This is a genomic window from Streptomyces sp. SID12488 (assembly GCF_010548275.1).
Lineage (GTDB): Bacteria > Actinomycetota > Actinomycetes > Streptomycetales > Streptomycetaceae > Streptomyces.
The window spans coordinates 108454-123106 of the sequence record NZ_JAAGLT010000025.1 but is presented as its reverse complement, the minus strand read 5'-3'; the positions used below and the strand labels follow the sequence as shown (position 1 = coordinate 123106).

General features: G+C 71.4%; 13 protein-coding genes. 5 read left to right on the top strand and 8 right to left on the bottom strand.

The annotated features are described in order from the left end of the window. Positions 1-6: 6 nt before the first annotated feature. Positions 7-990 (bottom strand): zinc-binding alcohol dehydrogenase, encoded by a 984-nt coding sequence (locus tag G3I56_RS31055; protein ID WP_164414761.1) that lies wholly within the window; start codon positions 988-990, stop codon positions 7-9. Between the two features lie 106 nt (positions 991-1096). Between G3I56_RS31055 and G3I56_RS31050 the strand changes: the two genes are divergently transcribed. Beyond that, positions 1097-1891 (top strand): CDP-alcohol phosphatidyltransferase family protein, encoded by a 795-nt coding sequence (locus tag G3I56_RS31050; protein WP_164414759.1) that lies wholly within the window; start codon positions 1097-1099, stop codon positions 1889-1891. Positions 1892-1989: 98 nt separating this feature from the next. Here the strand turns inward: G3I56_RS31050 and G3I56_RS31045 are convergent, their stop codons facing one another. The 7 genes from G3I56_RS31045 to G3I56_RS31015 all read right to left on the bottom strand — a co-directional run bounded on the left by G3I56_RS31045 (position 1990) and on the right by G3I56_RS31015 (position 9824). After that, positions 1990-2724 carry a YcnI family protein gene (locus tag G3I56_RS31045; protein ID WP_164414757.1) on the bottom strand — a complete coding sequence of 245 codons (735 nt, stop codon included), beginning with the start codon at positions 2722-2724 and terminating at the stop codon, positions 1990-1992. Between the two features lie 46 nt (positions 2725-2770). Next, a complete protein-coding gene (locus tag G3I56_RS31040; protein ID WP_164414755.1) occupies positions 2771-3352 on the bottom strand; it encodes a hypothetical protein in 582 nt (193 codons plus the stop codon). A 137-nt stretch (positions 3353-3489) separates the two neighbouring features. After that, positions 3490-4401 (bottom strand): UTP--glucose-1-phosphate uridylyltransferase, encoded by a 912-nt coding sequence (locus tag G3I56_RS31035; RefSeq protein ID WP_164414753.1) that lies wholly within the window; start codon positions 4399-4401, stop codon positions 3490-3492. Between the two features lie 201 nt (positions 4402-4602). Next, entirely contained in the window at positions 4603-5829 is a 1227-nt protein-coding gene (locus G3I56_RS31030; protein WP_343240101.1) for an MFS transporter, read from the bottom strand. A gap of 2 nt (positions 5830-5831) precedes the next feature. Continuing rightward, complete coding sequence (locus tag G3I56_RS31025) at positions 5832-7592, bottom strand: ABC transporter permease subunit (protein ID WP_164414751.1); 1761 nt, start codon at positions 7590-7592, stop codon at positions 5832-5834. Positions 7593-7595: 3 nt separating this feature from the next. Continuing rightward, positions 7596-9104, bottom strand: a complete 1509-nt coding sequence (locus tag G3I56_RS31020) for an ABC transporter substrate-binding protein (protein ID WP_164414749.1) — start codon at positions 9102-9104, stop codon at positions 7596-7598. 177 nt (positions 9105-9281) lie between these two features. Further along, positions 9282-9824: a GNAT family N-acetyltransferase gene (locus G3I56_RS31015; RefSeq protein ID WP_164414747.1), complete on the bottom strand. Its 543-nt coding sequence runs from the start codon at positions 9822-9824 to the stop codon at positions 9282-9284. Between the two features lie 178 nt (positions 9825-10002). On the opposite strand from G3I56_RS31015, the gene G3I56_RS31010 reads away from it, so the two are divergent. From G3I56_RS31010 to G3I56_RS30995, 4 genes are all read left to right on the top strand, one after another. After that, complete coding sequence (locus tag G3I56_RS31010; RefSeq protein ID WP_164414745.1) at positions 10003-10953, top strand: ATP-binding protein; 951 nt, start codon at positions 10003-10005, stop codon at positions 10951-10953. A gap of 84 nt (positions 10954-11037) precedes the next feature. Then, positions 11038-11430 (top strand): SCO5389 family protein, encoded by a 393-nt coding sequence (locus G3I56_RS31005; RefSeq protein WP_164414743.1) that lies wholly within the window; start codon positions 11038-11040, stop codon positions 11428-11430. A gap of 331 nt (positions 11431-11761) precedes the next feature. After that, the gene (locus tag G3I56_RS31000) at positions 11762-12766 is read left to right on the top strand and encodes an RNA polymerase sigma factor (RefSeq protein ID WP_164414741.1); all 1005 of its coding nucleotides are present in this window, start codon (positions 11762-11764) and stop codon (positions 12764-12766) included. Between the two features lie 537 nt (positions 12767-13303). Continuing rightward, positions 13304-14626 (top strand): DUF3533 domain-containing protein, encoded by a 1323-nt coding sequence (locus G3I56_RS30995; protein WP_164414739.1) that lies wholly within the window; start codon positions 13304-13306, stop codon positions 14624-14626. The last annotated feature ends 27 nt before the right edge of the window (positions 14627-14653 follow it).

Genomic DNA, 14653 nt, shown 5'->3' with positions numbered 1-14653 from the left:
AATCCGTCAGCCGTTGTCCGGATAGCGGACGCGATGACAGAGCGCCGGCAGCTCCCCGGAGGCGAGCCTCGGCAGCACGTCCGGGAGTTCCTCGAAGGCGCACTCACCGGTGATCAGGGCGTCGAGCGCCGGGTCGGCCAGCAGGTCGAGGGCCAGGGCGAGCCGGTCGGCGTAGGTGCGGCCGGGCCGCGCGGCCGGGGACACGGTCCCCACCTGGCTGCTGCGGACGGTGAGGCGCCGGGAGTGGAACGCCTCACCCAGCGGCAGACTGACGCGCCGGTCGCCGTACCAACTCAGCTCGATGACCGTGCCCTCGGCGGCGAGGAGTTCGAGCGAGCGGGCCAGTCCCGCCTCCGTGGCGCTGGCGTGGACGACCAGGTCGCACTCCCCCAGGGCGTCCCCCGGCAGCGCGAAGTCGACGCCGAGCGCCTCCGCGGTCTTCGCCCGCCCGGGATCGGCGTCCACCAACTGGACGCGCACCCCCGGGAACCGGGCGATCAGCGCGGCGACCGAGGACCCGATCATCCCGCCGCCGACCACCGCGATCCGGTCACCGGCCAGCGGCGACGCGTCCCACAGGGCGTTCACCGCGGTCTCGACGGTCCCGGCGAGCACCGCGCGTTCGGCGGGCACCCCGTCCGGCACCACTGTCACCGCGCCCACCGGGACTACGTATCGCGTCTGATGCGGGTAGAGGCAGAAGACCGTACGGCCTGCCAACGCGTCCGGGCCCTTCTCCACCACACCGACGTTGAGGTAGCCGTACTTGACCGGGCCCGGGAAGTCGCCCTCCTGGAACGGCGCCCGCATGGCCGCGTACTGGCTGACCGGGACGCCACCACGGAAGACGAGTGTCTCCGTGCCGCGGCTCACGCCCGAAAACAGGGTGCGGACCAGTACCTCGTCCTCGCCGGGCGCCGGCAGTTCGACGTCACGGATCTCTCCGTGGTCCGGCGAACCGAGCCAGAACGCACGTGCGGCGCGCTTCATCGGAGTCCTCCTGAACGCTTGGGAAGTTGCTCACGTACTGCGGGGTGCACAGTCCGCGCACAGTACGCGGCATGATCCACTCTGTACATACGGCGGAGGACTCGCGGTGGCCCTGATCAACACGTACGAGGCGAGGCTGGTTCAGCAGGAGACCGCTCTGGGGGCGGGCCTGCAGGTCCTCTTGCTGGTCCTGCTCGGCTCCGCGATCGGCCTGGGCCCGGTGGGCTGGCTGACCGGACTGGCGTTCGCGATCGCCACCTGGGCCGTTCTCTCCCGCGCGCTGCACCGGTCCGGGTCGAAGTCGTTCGGCCCGGCCAACCGGGTGACCCTCGGCCGGGCGACGCTGGTCGGCGGAGTGACGGCGCTGGTCGCGGACTCGTATGTCAGCTCGCCGCCCGTCACGCTGTTCGTCGGCCTGACGGCCGTGGCCCTGATCCTCGACGGCGTGGACGGCAAGGTCGCCCGCCGCACGGGCACCTGCTCGACGCTGGGCGCGCGCTTCGACATGGAGGTCGATGCGTTCCTCATCCTCGTGCTCAGCGTGTACGTGTCGATGTCGCTCGGCCCGTGGGTCCTGCTGATCGGCGGAATGCGCTATGCCTTCGTCGCCGCCGCCCGCGTTCTGCCCTGGCTGAACGCCCCGCTCCCCCCGAGCACCGCCCGCAAGACCGTGGCCGCCCTCCAGGGCATCCTGCTGCTGCTCGGCGCCTCCGGCTACCTGCCCCTCGGCGCCACAGAGGCCGTGATCGCGCTGGCCCTGGGCACGCTGGTCTGGTCGTTCGGCCGGGACATCCTGTGGCTGTACCGCACATCCCGTCCGCGTACGGCGTCGCCCGTCGCGTCGATGGCCTCGGTCGAGCAGCAGTTGCGCGCACTGGTACCCGAGTCCGTCTCCCGCTGAGGTGGTGCGGCCCGCGCGACAAGGCGCGGACCGCGTGTTCGGCAACTCCCAAAGGTCCCGCAATTCCTGCAACTACTGCAGTTCCTGCAACTCCTGTTCTACGAACGTGCAGTCCGAGTCCTGACCAGCGCGAACGCCGCCGCGGCCAGGCCCAGTACCCCCACGATGAGCCCGGCGATCCCCAGCCCGCGAGCCGTCGAGTCACTGGCCGAGTCCGAGGCCTGACCGGCGTCGCTCTTCACGGAGGCCGCCGCCGAGGGACTGGCACCAGCGCCCTCTTCCGCAGCCACCGCCGCCGTCAGCTTCACTGTCGGAGCCGGGTTCTCCGGCTCGTCCTGGCCCTCCTGAGCGGTCTCGATCCAGCGGACGACGTTGCCGTCGGAGTACGTCTGCAGGGTCTTGAACGCCAGCTGGTCGGTGTTGTCGGGGAGTTGACCGAACGCGACGTCGAAGTCCTCGTACTCCCCGTTCCGGATCCGGCCGCCGGTCCAGGTGATCTCGGAGACGGCGTCGGTGATCGTCCCGTCGTCCGTCTTGACCGGCGTCTTGAGTTTGGTGGTCGTCACCTTCGCGGTCCAGCCCGCCTCCGGGGTGACCAGCACGCCGAGGACGGGGTGGTCGGTGGGCAGGAAGACCTGGACCTTCGTGGTGCTCGCGGTGTCCTCCTCGTTGGGGACCCGGAACGTCAGAACGCCGTCCGTGGCACCCTTGGCGTAGCTCTCGGGGTGCACGGTGACGTGCGCGGAGGCGGCGCCCGCAGCGGCGAGGACACCGGCGGCGGTGAGACCGGTGACGACGCCGGCGCGGCGCAGAATGATGCATGTCGGGAACATGAGCGGAACTCCGTACTTTCGTACTGGTGACTGGTGTCGGGGACCTTCAGGGCGTGTACGGAATCCCTGTCGGCGGCCCTCGACCGCTCACCGCGTACCGCAGGAGAAGCCGGCGCACCCCGGCCACCAGCGACGACACCCGCCCCGGAGCCGTGCGGGGCAGCCCGACGGGCGCGTCCCGCCACCAGGCGACGAGGCCGGGTACGAAAGCGACCGCCCAGCGCAGCAGCGACCACAACGCCGCCTCGCCCCGCCGCAGGCACCAGGAGGCGGCCAGAGCGGCGACGACGTGCGCGGAGACCGCGTGGGCGCTCATGGCGTGCAGATGGGCGTGGGGCATCCGCATCCCGGAATGATGCGCGTGCGCCACGGCCCGGCCGCGCACCGCCCCGAACCCCGCATGCAGCCCCGTCTGGGTGACCAGCATCAAGGCACCGATCCCGGGCAGCGACCGCTCCCGGCCGCCGAGCAGCCACCCGGCGGCGAACACCGCCGCGAACCCGACGCCGCCTACTTCCGCCGACGGCGTACCGCCGGTCCCGAGACCGTGCGCCGCGACGGCCAGCAGCACGCACACCGCGGCGAACACCGCGGCGCGCAGACTCCGTACCGCCGGGGAAGCGCTCATTGTGTGGGGATCCTCCCACGGCCGACTCCGGCGCCTTCCAGCCCGTCCGGGGGTACCCCCTCTGGGGGAGTTTGAGGACGAGCGCGTTCAGCGCGACCGGGGGTCTGGGGGCGGAGCCCCCAGGAAGGGACCCGGGGTCACTCGGCCCCGCCGGTCTCCTCGCCCTCCAGTTCCTTCGCCAGGCGGCGCAGGTGCGGCCCGTACTCCGGGTCGTTGAGCGCCGCCGCGAACTGGGCGGTGAGGTAGGCGAGCGGGTTGCCCGTGTCGTACCAGCGGCCGTGGATCACCTGGCCGTAGACGGCCCGGCTGGCGGCGTAGGCGTTGATGGCGTCCGTGAGATAGACCTCACCGGTGCGATGGTCGTACCAGCGCTTGGTCTGGTCGCGGAGTTCGTCGATGATGCCGGGCGTGATGACGTAGCCGCCGATGGCCGCGTACGAGGAGGGCGCGTCCTGCGGGCGCGGCTTCTCGACCAGGCCGGTGATGCGGAGCAGACCGTCGTCGAGGTCCTCCTTGACGACGGGGACGCCGTAGCGCTGCGAGTCGCCCGGGTCCATCGGCATCAGGGCGAGGACCGGGGAGTTGGTCGCCTCGTACGCCTTGATCAGCTGCTGGGCACGCGGTACCTCGGCGACGAACACATCGTCGGGCCACAGCACGAGCATCGGCTCGTCGCCGAAGTTGCGGGCGGCGTTGAGGACCGGGGTGCCGTTGCCGTACGGACCGTGCTGGTCGAGGTAGGTGATGTGGCCGAGCCGGGACAGCTCGCCGACCTCCTCGACGGCGTCGGCGTAGGCGGCCTTGCCGTCGGCGCGCAACTGGTCGACCAGGGCGGGGTTGGGGCGGAAGTGGTCCTGGATCAGGCCCTTCCCGCCGGACACCACGATGGTGATGTCGGTGATGCCGGATGCCACGAGCTCCCGGACGGTGTGTTCGATGACGGGTTTGTCACCGACGGGCAGCATCTCCTTCGGTGTCGCCTTGGTGAGCGGCAGCAGCCGGGACCCCAGTCCGGCGGCGGGAATGACTGCCCTGCGAATCGTGGCCATGGGCCCCCCTGTACGAAAGCGCGTACGCGTATCAGTGGTCGTTGTGCATGGTCGTGGTGCTTGGTCGTGCTCGGTGGTGCTGCTCGGTGGTGCTGGTCGACGCTCACCCGTACCTGTCGGCGCGAGTGGTGTGACGCTACCAATTCGGCGTGCCCCACGGCTGTGCCACCCGGCCCCCTGGGGTGCTCCCCCGGCCACGCTTCAGGCCCGGCGCGGCAGCACCGCTATCGCCCCGAGAGGTACGGCGGCCAGTACCAGCCAGGGGACGGCCGCAGGCAGTCCGGTGTCGAGAAGGGTGCCGGTCAGCGAGCTGCCGAGCAGCACGATCAGGCCGGAAACCGAGGAAAGGGCGCCGGTGTAGAGGCCGAGCCGCCCCTCTTCGGCGAGGTCGGGCACCCACGCGCGGGCCACGGGGGCGACCAGCATCTGGCCGAAGGTGAGCAGTACGACGAAGCCGGCCGCGGGCAGCAGCCCGGCCGTGCCGGTCCACCCTGCGGGCCTGGCCAGGGCCACCCCCGTGAACCCGGCGGAGATCAGCAGCATCCCGGCGACCATCGAGCGGCGCAGGGCGAGCCGCTCGCCGACCCAGCGGGTGACCGGCAGTTGGGCGGTCACGACGAGCAGCGAGGACAGGGCGAACAGCCAGGCCAGCGCGGTCTGGGAGCCGGTCGCGCGCTCCACCTCGGCGGGGAGCGCCAGATAAAGCTGGTTGTACGCGAGCAGATAGGCCCCGTAGGCCGAGCAGAGTGCGAGAAACCGACGGTTGCGCAGCAGTGTGCGCACGCCCCCTTTCACGCGTATGCGCTCCCGGCCGGGTATGTGCTGCGGGAGCAGCCGGGCGTGCCCGGCGAGGACGAGAACGAAGATTCCGGCGCCCGCGAGGCACACCACCCGGAAGTCGACGGACAGCAGCAGCCCGCCGAGGAGCGGCCCGACGAAGGCGCCCGCCTGTCCGGCGACGGTGAACAGCGCGAGGACCCGGGTCCGCGAACCGTTGCCCTGCTCCTCCCAGGCCACCGCCTGCCGGGCCACCTCGGACTCGACGGCGGGCGAGAACAGCGCGGCGGCGAAGCCGATGAGGAGGACGGCGCCGATGACGGTCGCGGTCGAGTCGGCGTAGCCGAGCCAGGCGAAGCCGGCGATGCGCAGGGCACAGCCCACGAGCACCACCGGCCGGATCCCGTACCGGTCGGCGAGCGCGCCGCCCACCACGAACAGGCCCTGCTGGCTGAAGGTGCGCAGCCCGAGGACGAACCCGACGAGCCACCCCGCCATACCGATCGCCTGCCCCAAGTGCTCGGAGAGGAAAGGCAGAACGGCGAAGAAGCCCACGTTGAAGGCGAGTTGGGTCAGGATCAGCAGCCGTAGCAGCGGTGAGAGTCGAGTCCGGGCGGGTGCCTCGCCCTGCAGGCCGACAGTCGAGGGGATGGTCACCGGAAGGCCAACTCCCATGCCCCCGGGCGTGGTTGGGTCGTTCGCAGCGCCTTCCTGGGTCGCCGGACCGTGAGGCCCGTGGCGGTGACGGCCAGGGCGCCGAGCAGGGCGAGTACGGCGGCGGGGGCGAGGACCGCCCAGGGGGCGCGTTCGGCGTACGGCTGGTTCTCGGCGAGGAGCAACCCCCATTCCGGGGACGGCGGTTGGGCGCCGAGGCCGAGGAAGCCGAGGGCGGCCAGGGCGAGCGCGACACTGGGCAGCCGCAGCAGGGCGTGCCGGGTGACCGGGGGCAGCGCGGCGGGCAGGAGTTCATGGCGCAGGACGTACCAGCGTCCGGCGCCCAGACCCTGGGTGGCCGTGACATGGAGGGTGGCCCGTTCCTGGCGCAGCAGGGCGGCGGTGTGCGCGGCCAGCGGCGCCCAGGCGACGACGGTCACGGCGAGCGCGGGGGTGGCCCCGCCACTGCCCACGACCGCGGTGACCAGCAGCGCGGCGAGTACGGGCGGTATCGCGTTGACGGTGTCGACGAGCGGTCCGGACAGCCGGGGCACCAGCCCGAGCACCAGCCCGGCCAGGAGGGCGGCGGCGCTGATCGCGGAGGCGAGCAGCAGCGTGTCGAGGGCGCCGTGCCCGACGCGGGCGAGGACGTCGCGGCCGAGGGCATCCGTGCCGAACGGGTGTGTCCAGGAAGGGGGTTGGAGCCGGGCGCGGGTGTCAAGCGCGAGGGGATCGCGCGGCAGGCCGAGGGCGACGACGCCGAACAGCACCCCGGCGTACAGCAGGGGCGGGGTGCGGCGGGCGGGGGGTGCGGGCCGGTGCAGGGAGGAGAGGCCGCCGTCGCGCAGGGCGGGGCCGATGAGCAGCCGGGCCGTGACCCTGGTCGCGCCCGCCGCGAGGGCGGCGAGCAGGACGAGGGCGAGGGTGCTCGCCTGGAGGACGGGCAGGTCCTGCGCGATGGCGGCCTGGAGGGCGGTGCGGCCGAGCCCGGGGATGTCGAAGATCTGCTCGACGGCGACCGAGCCGCCGGTGAGCCCGACGACGAACAGCCCGGCGTTGGGGAGCAGTGCGGGCAGACAACGCCGGACGGCCTGGGCCGCGATGCGCCGGGCCGGGATACCGCGTGCGGCGGCGGCCAGTGCCCAGTGCTCGGCGAAGGCGCCGGGCAGCAGATCGTCGAGGAGGCGTCCGAGCAGCGCACCGGCGGGCAGACCGATGGCGAGGCCGGGCAGGATCGTCCACTGGAGTCCGTACCAGCCGAGGGCGGGCAGCCAGCCGAGCTGGACGCCGACGACGGTGGCCAGCACGGACGCGGTGAGGAACTCGGGCAGCGCGGCGACCATCGCCGACCCGCTGCCACCACCGCGCCGCCGCCCACCGCCGCACAACGTCCGCGCGCACACCAGAGCGGCGACGAGGATGGCGATGGTCAGCGCCACGGCCATCAGCAGCAGCGAGGCGCCGAGCGCCTGCAGAACATCGGGCATGACCTCGGCCCCGGAGATCCAGGACCGCCCGGCGTCGCCGCGCGGCAGCCCGCCGAGCCAGTCCCCGAGCAGCCGCAACGGACCGGCGTCGAGACCGAGTTGGTCACGGATGTCGGCGAGCACGGCCGGGGTGGCCTCGCGCTCTGCCGACCGCGCCTTGAGCACGGTGAACGCCGGGTCGGTGCGGGTCAGCCAGGGCAGCAGACCGATCCCGCACACGAGGAGCGCGGCGAGCAGGGCACGCCACAGGAGCGTGCCCACACGACCTCGCACGGGTCAGCGCCGCGTTCCGGTACCGACCAGCGTGCGCTCGTACGGATCGAGGAGCACTCCCTGTACGCCGGCGTCGACGCCGGTGATGATCCGCTGGTGGACCAGGGGGACGACGGCGTCGTCGCCGAGGATCAGCGCCTCGGCCGCCATGGCCGCGTCCTGGCGCTCGGCGGTGTCCTCGATGCCCTCGGCCTCGGCGACGGCCTGGTCGACCTTCCTGTCGCAGAGCAGGGAGAGGTTGTTGCCGCCGTCGCAGGTGTAGTCGCCGGCGAGGACGGAGACGGGGTCGCCGGTGTCTAGCATGGTGTTGCGGGCGGCGACGACGGCGTCGAACTTGCCGCCGAGCGCGTCGCTTTCGAGGCGCGAGTACTCCCGCACCTCCAGCTTCACCCTGAACCCCGCCTTCTCCAGCTGCTGCTTCAACACCTGGGCAGCTTCCGGGAGTTCGGGCCGATTGTCGTACGTGGCGAGGGTGACGGACGCGCCCTTGGACGCTGCCGCCTTCGCGCGTCCGGTGGGCTGGACGCGCTTGCCCTCGGCCCAGGTGAGCGCAGGGCCGTAGATGCCCTGACCGGCGTCGGCGTGGCCTTCGTAGACACCGTCGGCGAGCGCGGAGGTGTCCACGGCGGCGCGGGCGGCGGCCCGCAGCCTCGCGTCCTCGAACACGCCGGACCTGGTGTTGAGGTGCAGGGAGGTGGTGCGGGCCGTGGCGGTCTCGCGGCGGGTCGCCTTGTCCAGGGAGGCGGCCTGGGCGACGGGAATCGCCTCCGCGATGTCGACCTGGCCGGTGCGCAGGGCGTTGGCGCGGGCGGTGCCGTCGGCGATGAACCTCGCGTCGATCCCGGCGGCCTGGGCGCGTCCGCCCCAGTAGTCGTCGAAGCGGTCGAGGGTGGCGGCGGTGGAGCCGGTGGTCTTCGTCAGCTCGAAGGGTCCGGTGGCGGTCCCGACCGGGTCGACGGCGCCCTTCTTCGCGAACGCCTTGGGCCCGAGCACGGCGAGGCCGGGACTGGACAGGCGCAGCGGGAGCACGGGGTCGGGTTCGGCGGTGGTGACGGATATACGTCCTTCACCGGCGGCTTTCGCCGTGAGGGTCACGCCGGTGAGGGCGGCGGGCTCGGGCTCGGCCTGGGTGGCGCGGGCGAGGGCGGCGGCGACGGTGGGCGCGGTGACGTCGGTGCCGTCCTGGAAGGTCGCCTCGCGCAGGGTGAACAGCCAGGTGCGGGCGTCCTTGCGGGTCCAGGACTCGGCGAGCGCGGGAGCGGCGGAGCCGTTGGCGTCCAGGGCGGTCAGGCCCTCGGTGACGCCGAGCCGGCTGAGGAGGGTGGCGTCGGCACCGTACGGCGAGAGGTTCTCGGCGGGCGGGAAGGCGAGCGCGACCCGCAGCCGGGAACCGGAGTCGGAGGCGGAGCCGGACGACGAGTCGCTGTCGTCGCCGCCGGCGGCGAAGCAGCCGGTGAGCAGCGGGGAGAGCAGCAGTCCGACGAGCAGTCGGCGACGGCGGGGGGTGCGCATGGTCCTCGGTTCCGTAAGGGGTCTACACAGGGGGTTTCACACAGGGGTGGGCAGCACGGAGGAGCCGTACAGGGACGGGTCGGCCGTACAGAAACGGGAGCCTAGCTGATAATCATTTCCAATAGCCAGCCCGAGCCGACCACCGCCGACCACCGCCGACTGCCACTGGCGCGGTGGTCACCGCGCCAGTGGAACCTCGAAGTGCACGACACCCTGCCCGCCGCACGCGTCCTCGCGCTCGTCGTGCACGACCTTCCCCAGCGACCGCCAGAACCCCTCGGCACCGGCCACCGACGGGTCCGTGTGCAGATACACGGCGCGATAGCCGCCGTCGGCCGCCGCGAAGGCCAGCAGTTCGTCCACGGGTCGCCGGGCCAGCCCGCGCCTGCGGTGCTCGGGACGGACGTACACCCGACGCAACTGCGCGGTGGCGCCCGAGGGATAGCGCTCGGCGAGATGGCGCGGGTTCGGCGGATGGAGCGGGCCGCGCGAGTCGAGGGCGGCAGTGGCCGCGATGCTCGCGTCGCGTTCGTCGACCGCGACCAGGAGGGTGTGACGGGCGGGCGCGAGATAGGCGGACGCCGGGTCGACGATGTCACCGTGCCAGCGCGGCACATAGCCCGTTTCGAAGTCGCGGTAGACGGTGTCGAGCATGACCGCCCGCGCGCCGTCGAGGTCGCCGGGGGTCGCCGTCCTGATGCAGTATTTATGCACCTGCATATCATATGCATTTAGGTTGATCGAACAAGCGGGCACCAACTCCACACATTCGCAGCCCAGTTGAGGGCGAGGCGATTTGACAGAGTCCCGGAGGCCGCATAAAAACTTGCCACATGACATTCATTTTCAAAACGGTCGGCACGGAGCCGGCCACTGAAGAACGAGGAGCGGCCCACTGATGCGCGTCGCTTTCGTCGGCAAGGGCGGCAGCGGCAAGACCACGCTGTCCGCACTCTTCTCCCGTCATCTCGCACGCTCCGGCGCGCCCGTGGTCGCCATCGACGGCGACATCAACCAGCACCTGGCCGAGGCGCTCGACCCGGTCGGCGGCGAGGCGTTCACCGCGCCACCGCTCAGCTCCCGCCTCGGCGACATCAAGGACTATCTGCGCGGCACCAACCCGCGCATCGAGTCGCGCGAGGCCATGGTCAAGACGACCCCGGCCGGCCGGGGCTCACGGCTGCTGCGCCCGCTCGGCGACGACGAGATCCACTCCCGGCACGTCGAACGCGTGGGCGGCGTACCGCTGATGGCGACCGGTGCCTTCGAGGAGAGCGACCTGGGCGTGGCCTGCTACCACTCCAAGCTGGGCGCGGTGGAGCTGTACCTCAACCATCTCGTCGACGGCCCCGGCGAGTACGTCGTCGTCGACATGACCGCCGGCGCGGACGCGTTCGCCTCCGGGCTGTTCACCCGGTTCGACATGACGTTCCTGGTCGCCGAACCGACCCGCAAGGGCGTCTCCGTCTACCGCCAGTACCGCGACCACGCCCGGGAGTTCGGGATTCCGCTCGCGGTGATCGGCAACAAGGTCACCGGCGAGGACGACCTGCTCTTCCTCAAGGAGGAGACCGGCGACGACCTGCTCACCCACCTTGTCCAGTCCAGTTGGGTGCGCGCCGCCGAACAGGGCCGCGACCAGGGCGTGCTGGAACCGCAGAACCTGCACGCGCTGAACCAGCTCCGGGACGCGGTCGACGCCCGGCCCAAGGACTGGGCCACCTTCCAGCGGCACGCCGTCGAGTTCCATCTGCGCAACGCCCGCGCGTGGGCGGACCGGGCGACGGGCCTGGACCTGGCCGAGCAGGTGGATCCGGAGTTCGTGCACGGGCCTGCCGCTCTCACCTGATCCCACCTCTGTCGCACCCCGTACTCGCCACCCGCGAGAACGCAAGAAAACCAGAGAAACAGAAAAAGAACAGGACACCCATACATGTCGCTCGACGTCTCCCCCAAGCTCCTCGCCGAAGCCGAGCAGGGTGACATCCGTGAGGACGACTTCGTCGAAACCGTCCGCACCTCGCTTCCGTACGCCTACGGCCTCATCGCCGGCCTCGCCGCCGAGCTCCGGGGCGGCACCGCCGAGTTCGCCGACAACCAGACCCCGCCGGCCTCCGAGAAGGAGCGCGGTCAGCTGCTGCGGGCGCTGGCCAGCGACGCGATCCGGGGGAGCCTGGAGCGGCACTTCGGCATCGCGCTCGCCTTCCAGAACTGCCACCGGGTCGCGGCCTTCCACCCCGGCGCGCAGAGCGGCCCCACCTACGCCCGCTTCACCTCGCCACGCTCGCAGGTCCTCAACCAGTCGCCGGAGTTCCGCGACTGCTGACCCACCGGGCCGGCGCGCCCGACGGCAATTCCCCGGAGTGAGGAACAGGAAGGGGAAATGGAGATTCCCCGGGGAATTGACAATGCCGCATTTCCGTGTGCATCCACGTACATCCGGGTATCCGAATTCCCGCCCTCCCGAATTCGATAACGATTCGGAAACCCCACGGCCCCCTGTATCCTAGGGTCGAACGGGTGATCTATATCAGCCCGGAGGGCGGGACCGTCGGTGGCCTGGTGATTGCCCAGGAGACTCCGGAACACGTGGCGGCGGTGCCTCGTTCTCCTACAGGGACGTTCCTGCGTGCACTCCTGGAGAGGAAGTGAGCACGATGGCGACCGATACCGAGGTGACCGATGTGTTCGACCCGGCCACCGAGGACGAGAGCGATGCTCCCCTGCCCCGGCTTGCCACCGGGGGAGGGTCGGTCGACCAGGTGCGGGACTACCTCCGGCTCATCGCCCGGGTCCGGCTCCTCGGCGCCGAGCAGGAGGTCGACCTCGCGAAACGGATCGAGGCCGGGCTGTACGCCGAGCACAAACTGCTGGAAGACCCACCCGGGGACCCCGTGCTCAAACGGGAGTTGGAGATCCTCACCGCGGACGGTGAACGCGCCAAGTCCCACCTCATCGAGGCCAACCTCCGCCTGGTCGTGTCCGTCGCCAAGCGCTACACGGGCCGCGGACTGCTGTTCCTGGACCTGGTCCAGGAGGGCAACACGGGCCTGATCCGGGCCGTCGAGAAGTTCGACTACGCGAAGGGCTTCAAGTTCTCGACGTACGCGACCTGGTGGATCCGGCAGGCGATCTCGCGCGCGCTGGCGGACCAGGGCCGGACCATCCGTATCCCCGTGCATCTGGTGGAGGTCATCAACCGGGTGGCCCGCACCCGCCGCGAGCTGATCCAGGACTTCGGGACGGAACCCACGCCCGAGGAACTGGCGGAGAAGGCGGGTGTCCCCGTGGAGCGGCTGCCGGAACTCAGCGCCTACACCAGGGAGCCCGTCTCGCTGCACACCGCCCTCGGCGAGGACGGTGACGGCGAGCTCGGCGACCTGATCGAGGACCGGGACAGCGTCACCCCCATGGAGATGGTCACCTTCCTGCTGCTCCAGGAGACCATCCAGTCCATCCTCGCGGAGATGTCCCCCCGGGAGGCCGGCATCATCTCCCTGCGCTACGGCCTGTCCGGCGGCCGGACCAGAACCCTGGAGGAGATCGGCCAGGTGTACGGCGTGACGCGCGAACGGATCCGCCAGATCGAGTCCAAGACGATGTCGAAGCTCCGCCACCCGTCCCGCTCCCAGGTGCTGCGGGACTATCTCGACGCCATGTGAACCGGCCGCCCTCAGGGTCACGGCATCAGACGGCGCCGCGTGCCGTGCGTGCGGGTGCTGACAGCCCGGCCGATGGCAGTCTTGGCGGCGTGGGTCCCGCGCGGGGCGCCGGGCATCACGCACGGAGTCGTGGACGATGTCCTGCCCGGCCGGTTCCGGACTGCGGTGACGGGCGAACGCGGCTCACGCCGCGCGAACACGCACGCGCGGTCCCCTTGGTGGTCGGCTTGGTGGTCGGCGACCTGACGGTCGGCGACGCCATGGGCCCGCCCCCCGAGCTGGACACCTCGCCGCCCGGCTCGTCCGGCTGCTCACAGCCGACGTGAACGGCTGCCGGCACCGGCCCTCCGCGCCGGGACCCCACCACGATCGGTGTTCACCCGGGGGACGTAGTCTCCGGCTCGGCGAGTCGCTGACGCGGCTGTGCCGCCGTACGCACGATCCTGGGCCGGCAGGCGGCAACCTGCCGGTCCCACGCCGCTACGACGACCGTTCCCCCCGCACGGTCCTGAACCGCTCCAGAGCCACCGGAGAACCATGGCTACCGAGGACAGCACGTCCGAATCCCCGTCCCCCGCTCCCGCCCCTTCCCCCTCCCCCACCACCGGCGTTCAGGCGCGTGCCACCGCCCTGTTGGGCCGGCCCAAGCTGTGGCTGCTGCCCACCGTCCTGACCGGGCTGCTGGCACTGCTGCTGTCGCTGCTCTACATGGGCGGCATCGTGAGCCCCAACCGCGACCTGCACGACCTGCCCATCGGCATCGTCAACGCGGACCGGGGCACGCCACTGCCCGGGCAGAAGGAGAACCTGGGTGCGCAGATCGTCCAGGCGATCACGACCGACACCTCCGGCGGCGACAAGGCCGAGTGGCGTGAACTGAGCCTCGCCCGGGCCCAGGACGAGCTGGACTCGGGCAAGCTCTACGGCGCGCTGGTCGTACCCGACGGCTTCACCGCCTCGGTCGGCGCGCTGACCGGCACGAGCGCCACCGCCCGGCCGGCGCTGACCGTGCTGACCAACCCCGGCAAAGGCAGCCTCGGCTCCTCCCTCGCCAGTCAGATCACCACGGCCGCCGCCCACCAGGCGTCCCAGACCATCGGCGAGCAGTTGACGGCGAGCGCGAAGGGTGCGAGCGCCACGACGAAGCTGCTGCTGGCCGACCCGGTCGCGGTCACTCCTCAGGTCGGCCACCCCATCGGTACCAACAGCGGCCTCGGCCTCAGCACCTTCTACTACACGCTGCTGCTCGTGCTGGCCGGGTTCCTGGGCGCCAACGTCATCAGCAACGGAGTGGACACCTCCCTCGGCTACGCCGACAACGAGATCGGCCCCTGGCACACGCGCCGCCCCACCGTGCCCATCACCCGCACCCAGACCCTGCTGCTCAAGATGGGCATGACCGCCGGGATCACACTCCTGAGCGTCTCCCTGATCATGGTCGCCACCGTCGGCATCCTCGACATGGACGCCGATCACCTGCCCCTGCTGTGGCTGTACTCGTACTGCGCCACCCTCGCGGTCGGCCTCGGCGTCCAGGCCATCAACGCGGCGTTCGGCGGCATCGGGCAGCTCGTGTCGATGTTCGTGTTCATCGTCCTGGGTCTGCCCTCGTCCGGGGCCACGGTCCCGCTCCAGGCGGTCCCGGACTTCTACCGCTTCCTGTCCGTGTTCGAGCCCATGCGCCAACTCGGCGACGGGGCACGCGCGATCCTCTACTTCGACGCCCGCGGCGACGCCGGCCTGACCCGCGCCTGGATCATGATCGCGGTAGGTGCGGCGCTCGCGCTCCTCTTCGGCTTCGCGATGGCCCGCTACTACGACCGAAAGGGCCTCGAACGCCTCACTCCGCAGCCTTCCTGAGCCGAGGCGCGGGACAGTCGCCCGGGA

Excerpts from the sequence above, each read along its gene's own strand:
- G3I56_RS31055 (WP_164414761.1), bottom strand. The coding sequence starts at position 990 with ATGAAGCGCGCCGCACGTGCGTTCTGGCTCGGTTCGCCGGACCACGGA.
- G3I56_RS31045 (WP_164414757.1), bottom strand. The coding sequence starts at position 2,724 with ATGTTCCCGACATGCATCATTCTGCGCCGCGCCGGCGTCGTCACCGGT.
- G3I56_RS31040 (WP_164414755.1), bottom strand. The coding sequence starts at position 3,352 with ATGAGCGCTTCCCCGGCGGTACGGAGTCTGCGCGCCGCGGTGTTCGCC.
- G3I56_RS31035 (WP_164414753.1), bottom strand. The coding sequence starts at position 4,401 with ATGGCCACGATTCGCAGGGCAGTCATTCCCGCCGCCGGACTGGGGTCC.
- G3I56_RS31020 (WP_164414749.1), bottom strand. The coding sequence starts at position 9,104 with ATGCGCACCCCCCGCCGTCGCCGACTGCTCGTCGGACTGCTGCTCTCC.
- G3I56_RS31015 (WP_164414747.1), bottom strand. The coding sequence starts at position 9,824 with ATGCAGGTGCATAAATACTGCATCAGGACGGCGACCCCCGGCGACCTC.
- G3I56_RS31010 (WP_164414745.1), top strand. The coding sequence starts at position 10,003 with ATGCGCGTCGCTTTCGTCGGCAAGGGCGGCAGCGGCAAGACCACGCTG.
- G3I56_RS31005 (WP_164414743.1), top strand. The coding sequence starts at position 11,038 with ATGTCGCTCGACGTCTCCCCCAAGCTCCTCGCCGAAGCCGAGCAGGGT.
- G3I56_RS31000 (WP_164414741.1), top strand. The coding sequence starts at position 11,762 with ATGGCGACCGATACCGAGGTGACCGATGTGTTCGACCCGGCCACCGAG.
- G3I56_RS30995 (WP_164414739.1), top strand. The coding sequence starts at position 13,304 with ATGGCTACCGAGGACAGCACGTCCGAATCCCCGTCCCCCGCTCCCGCC.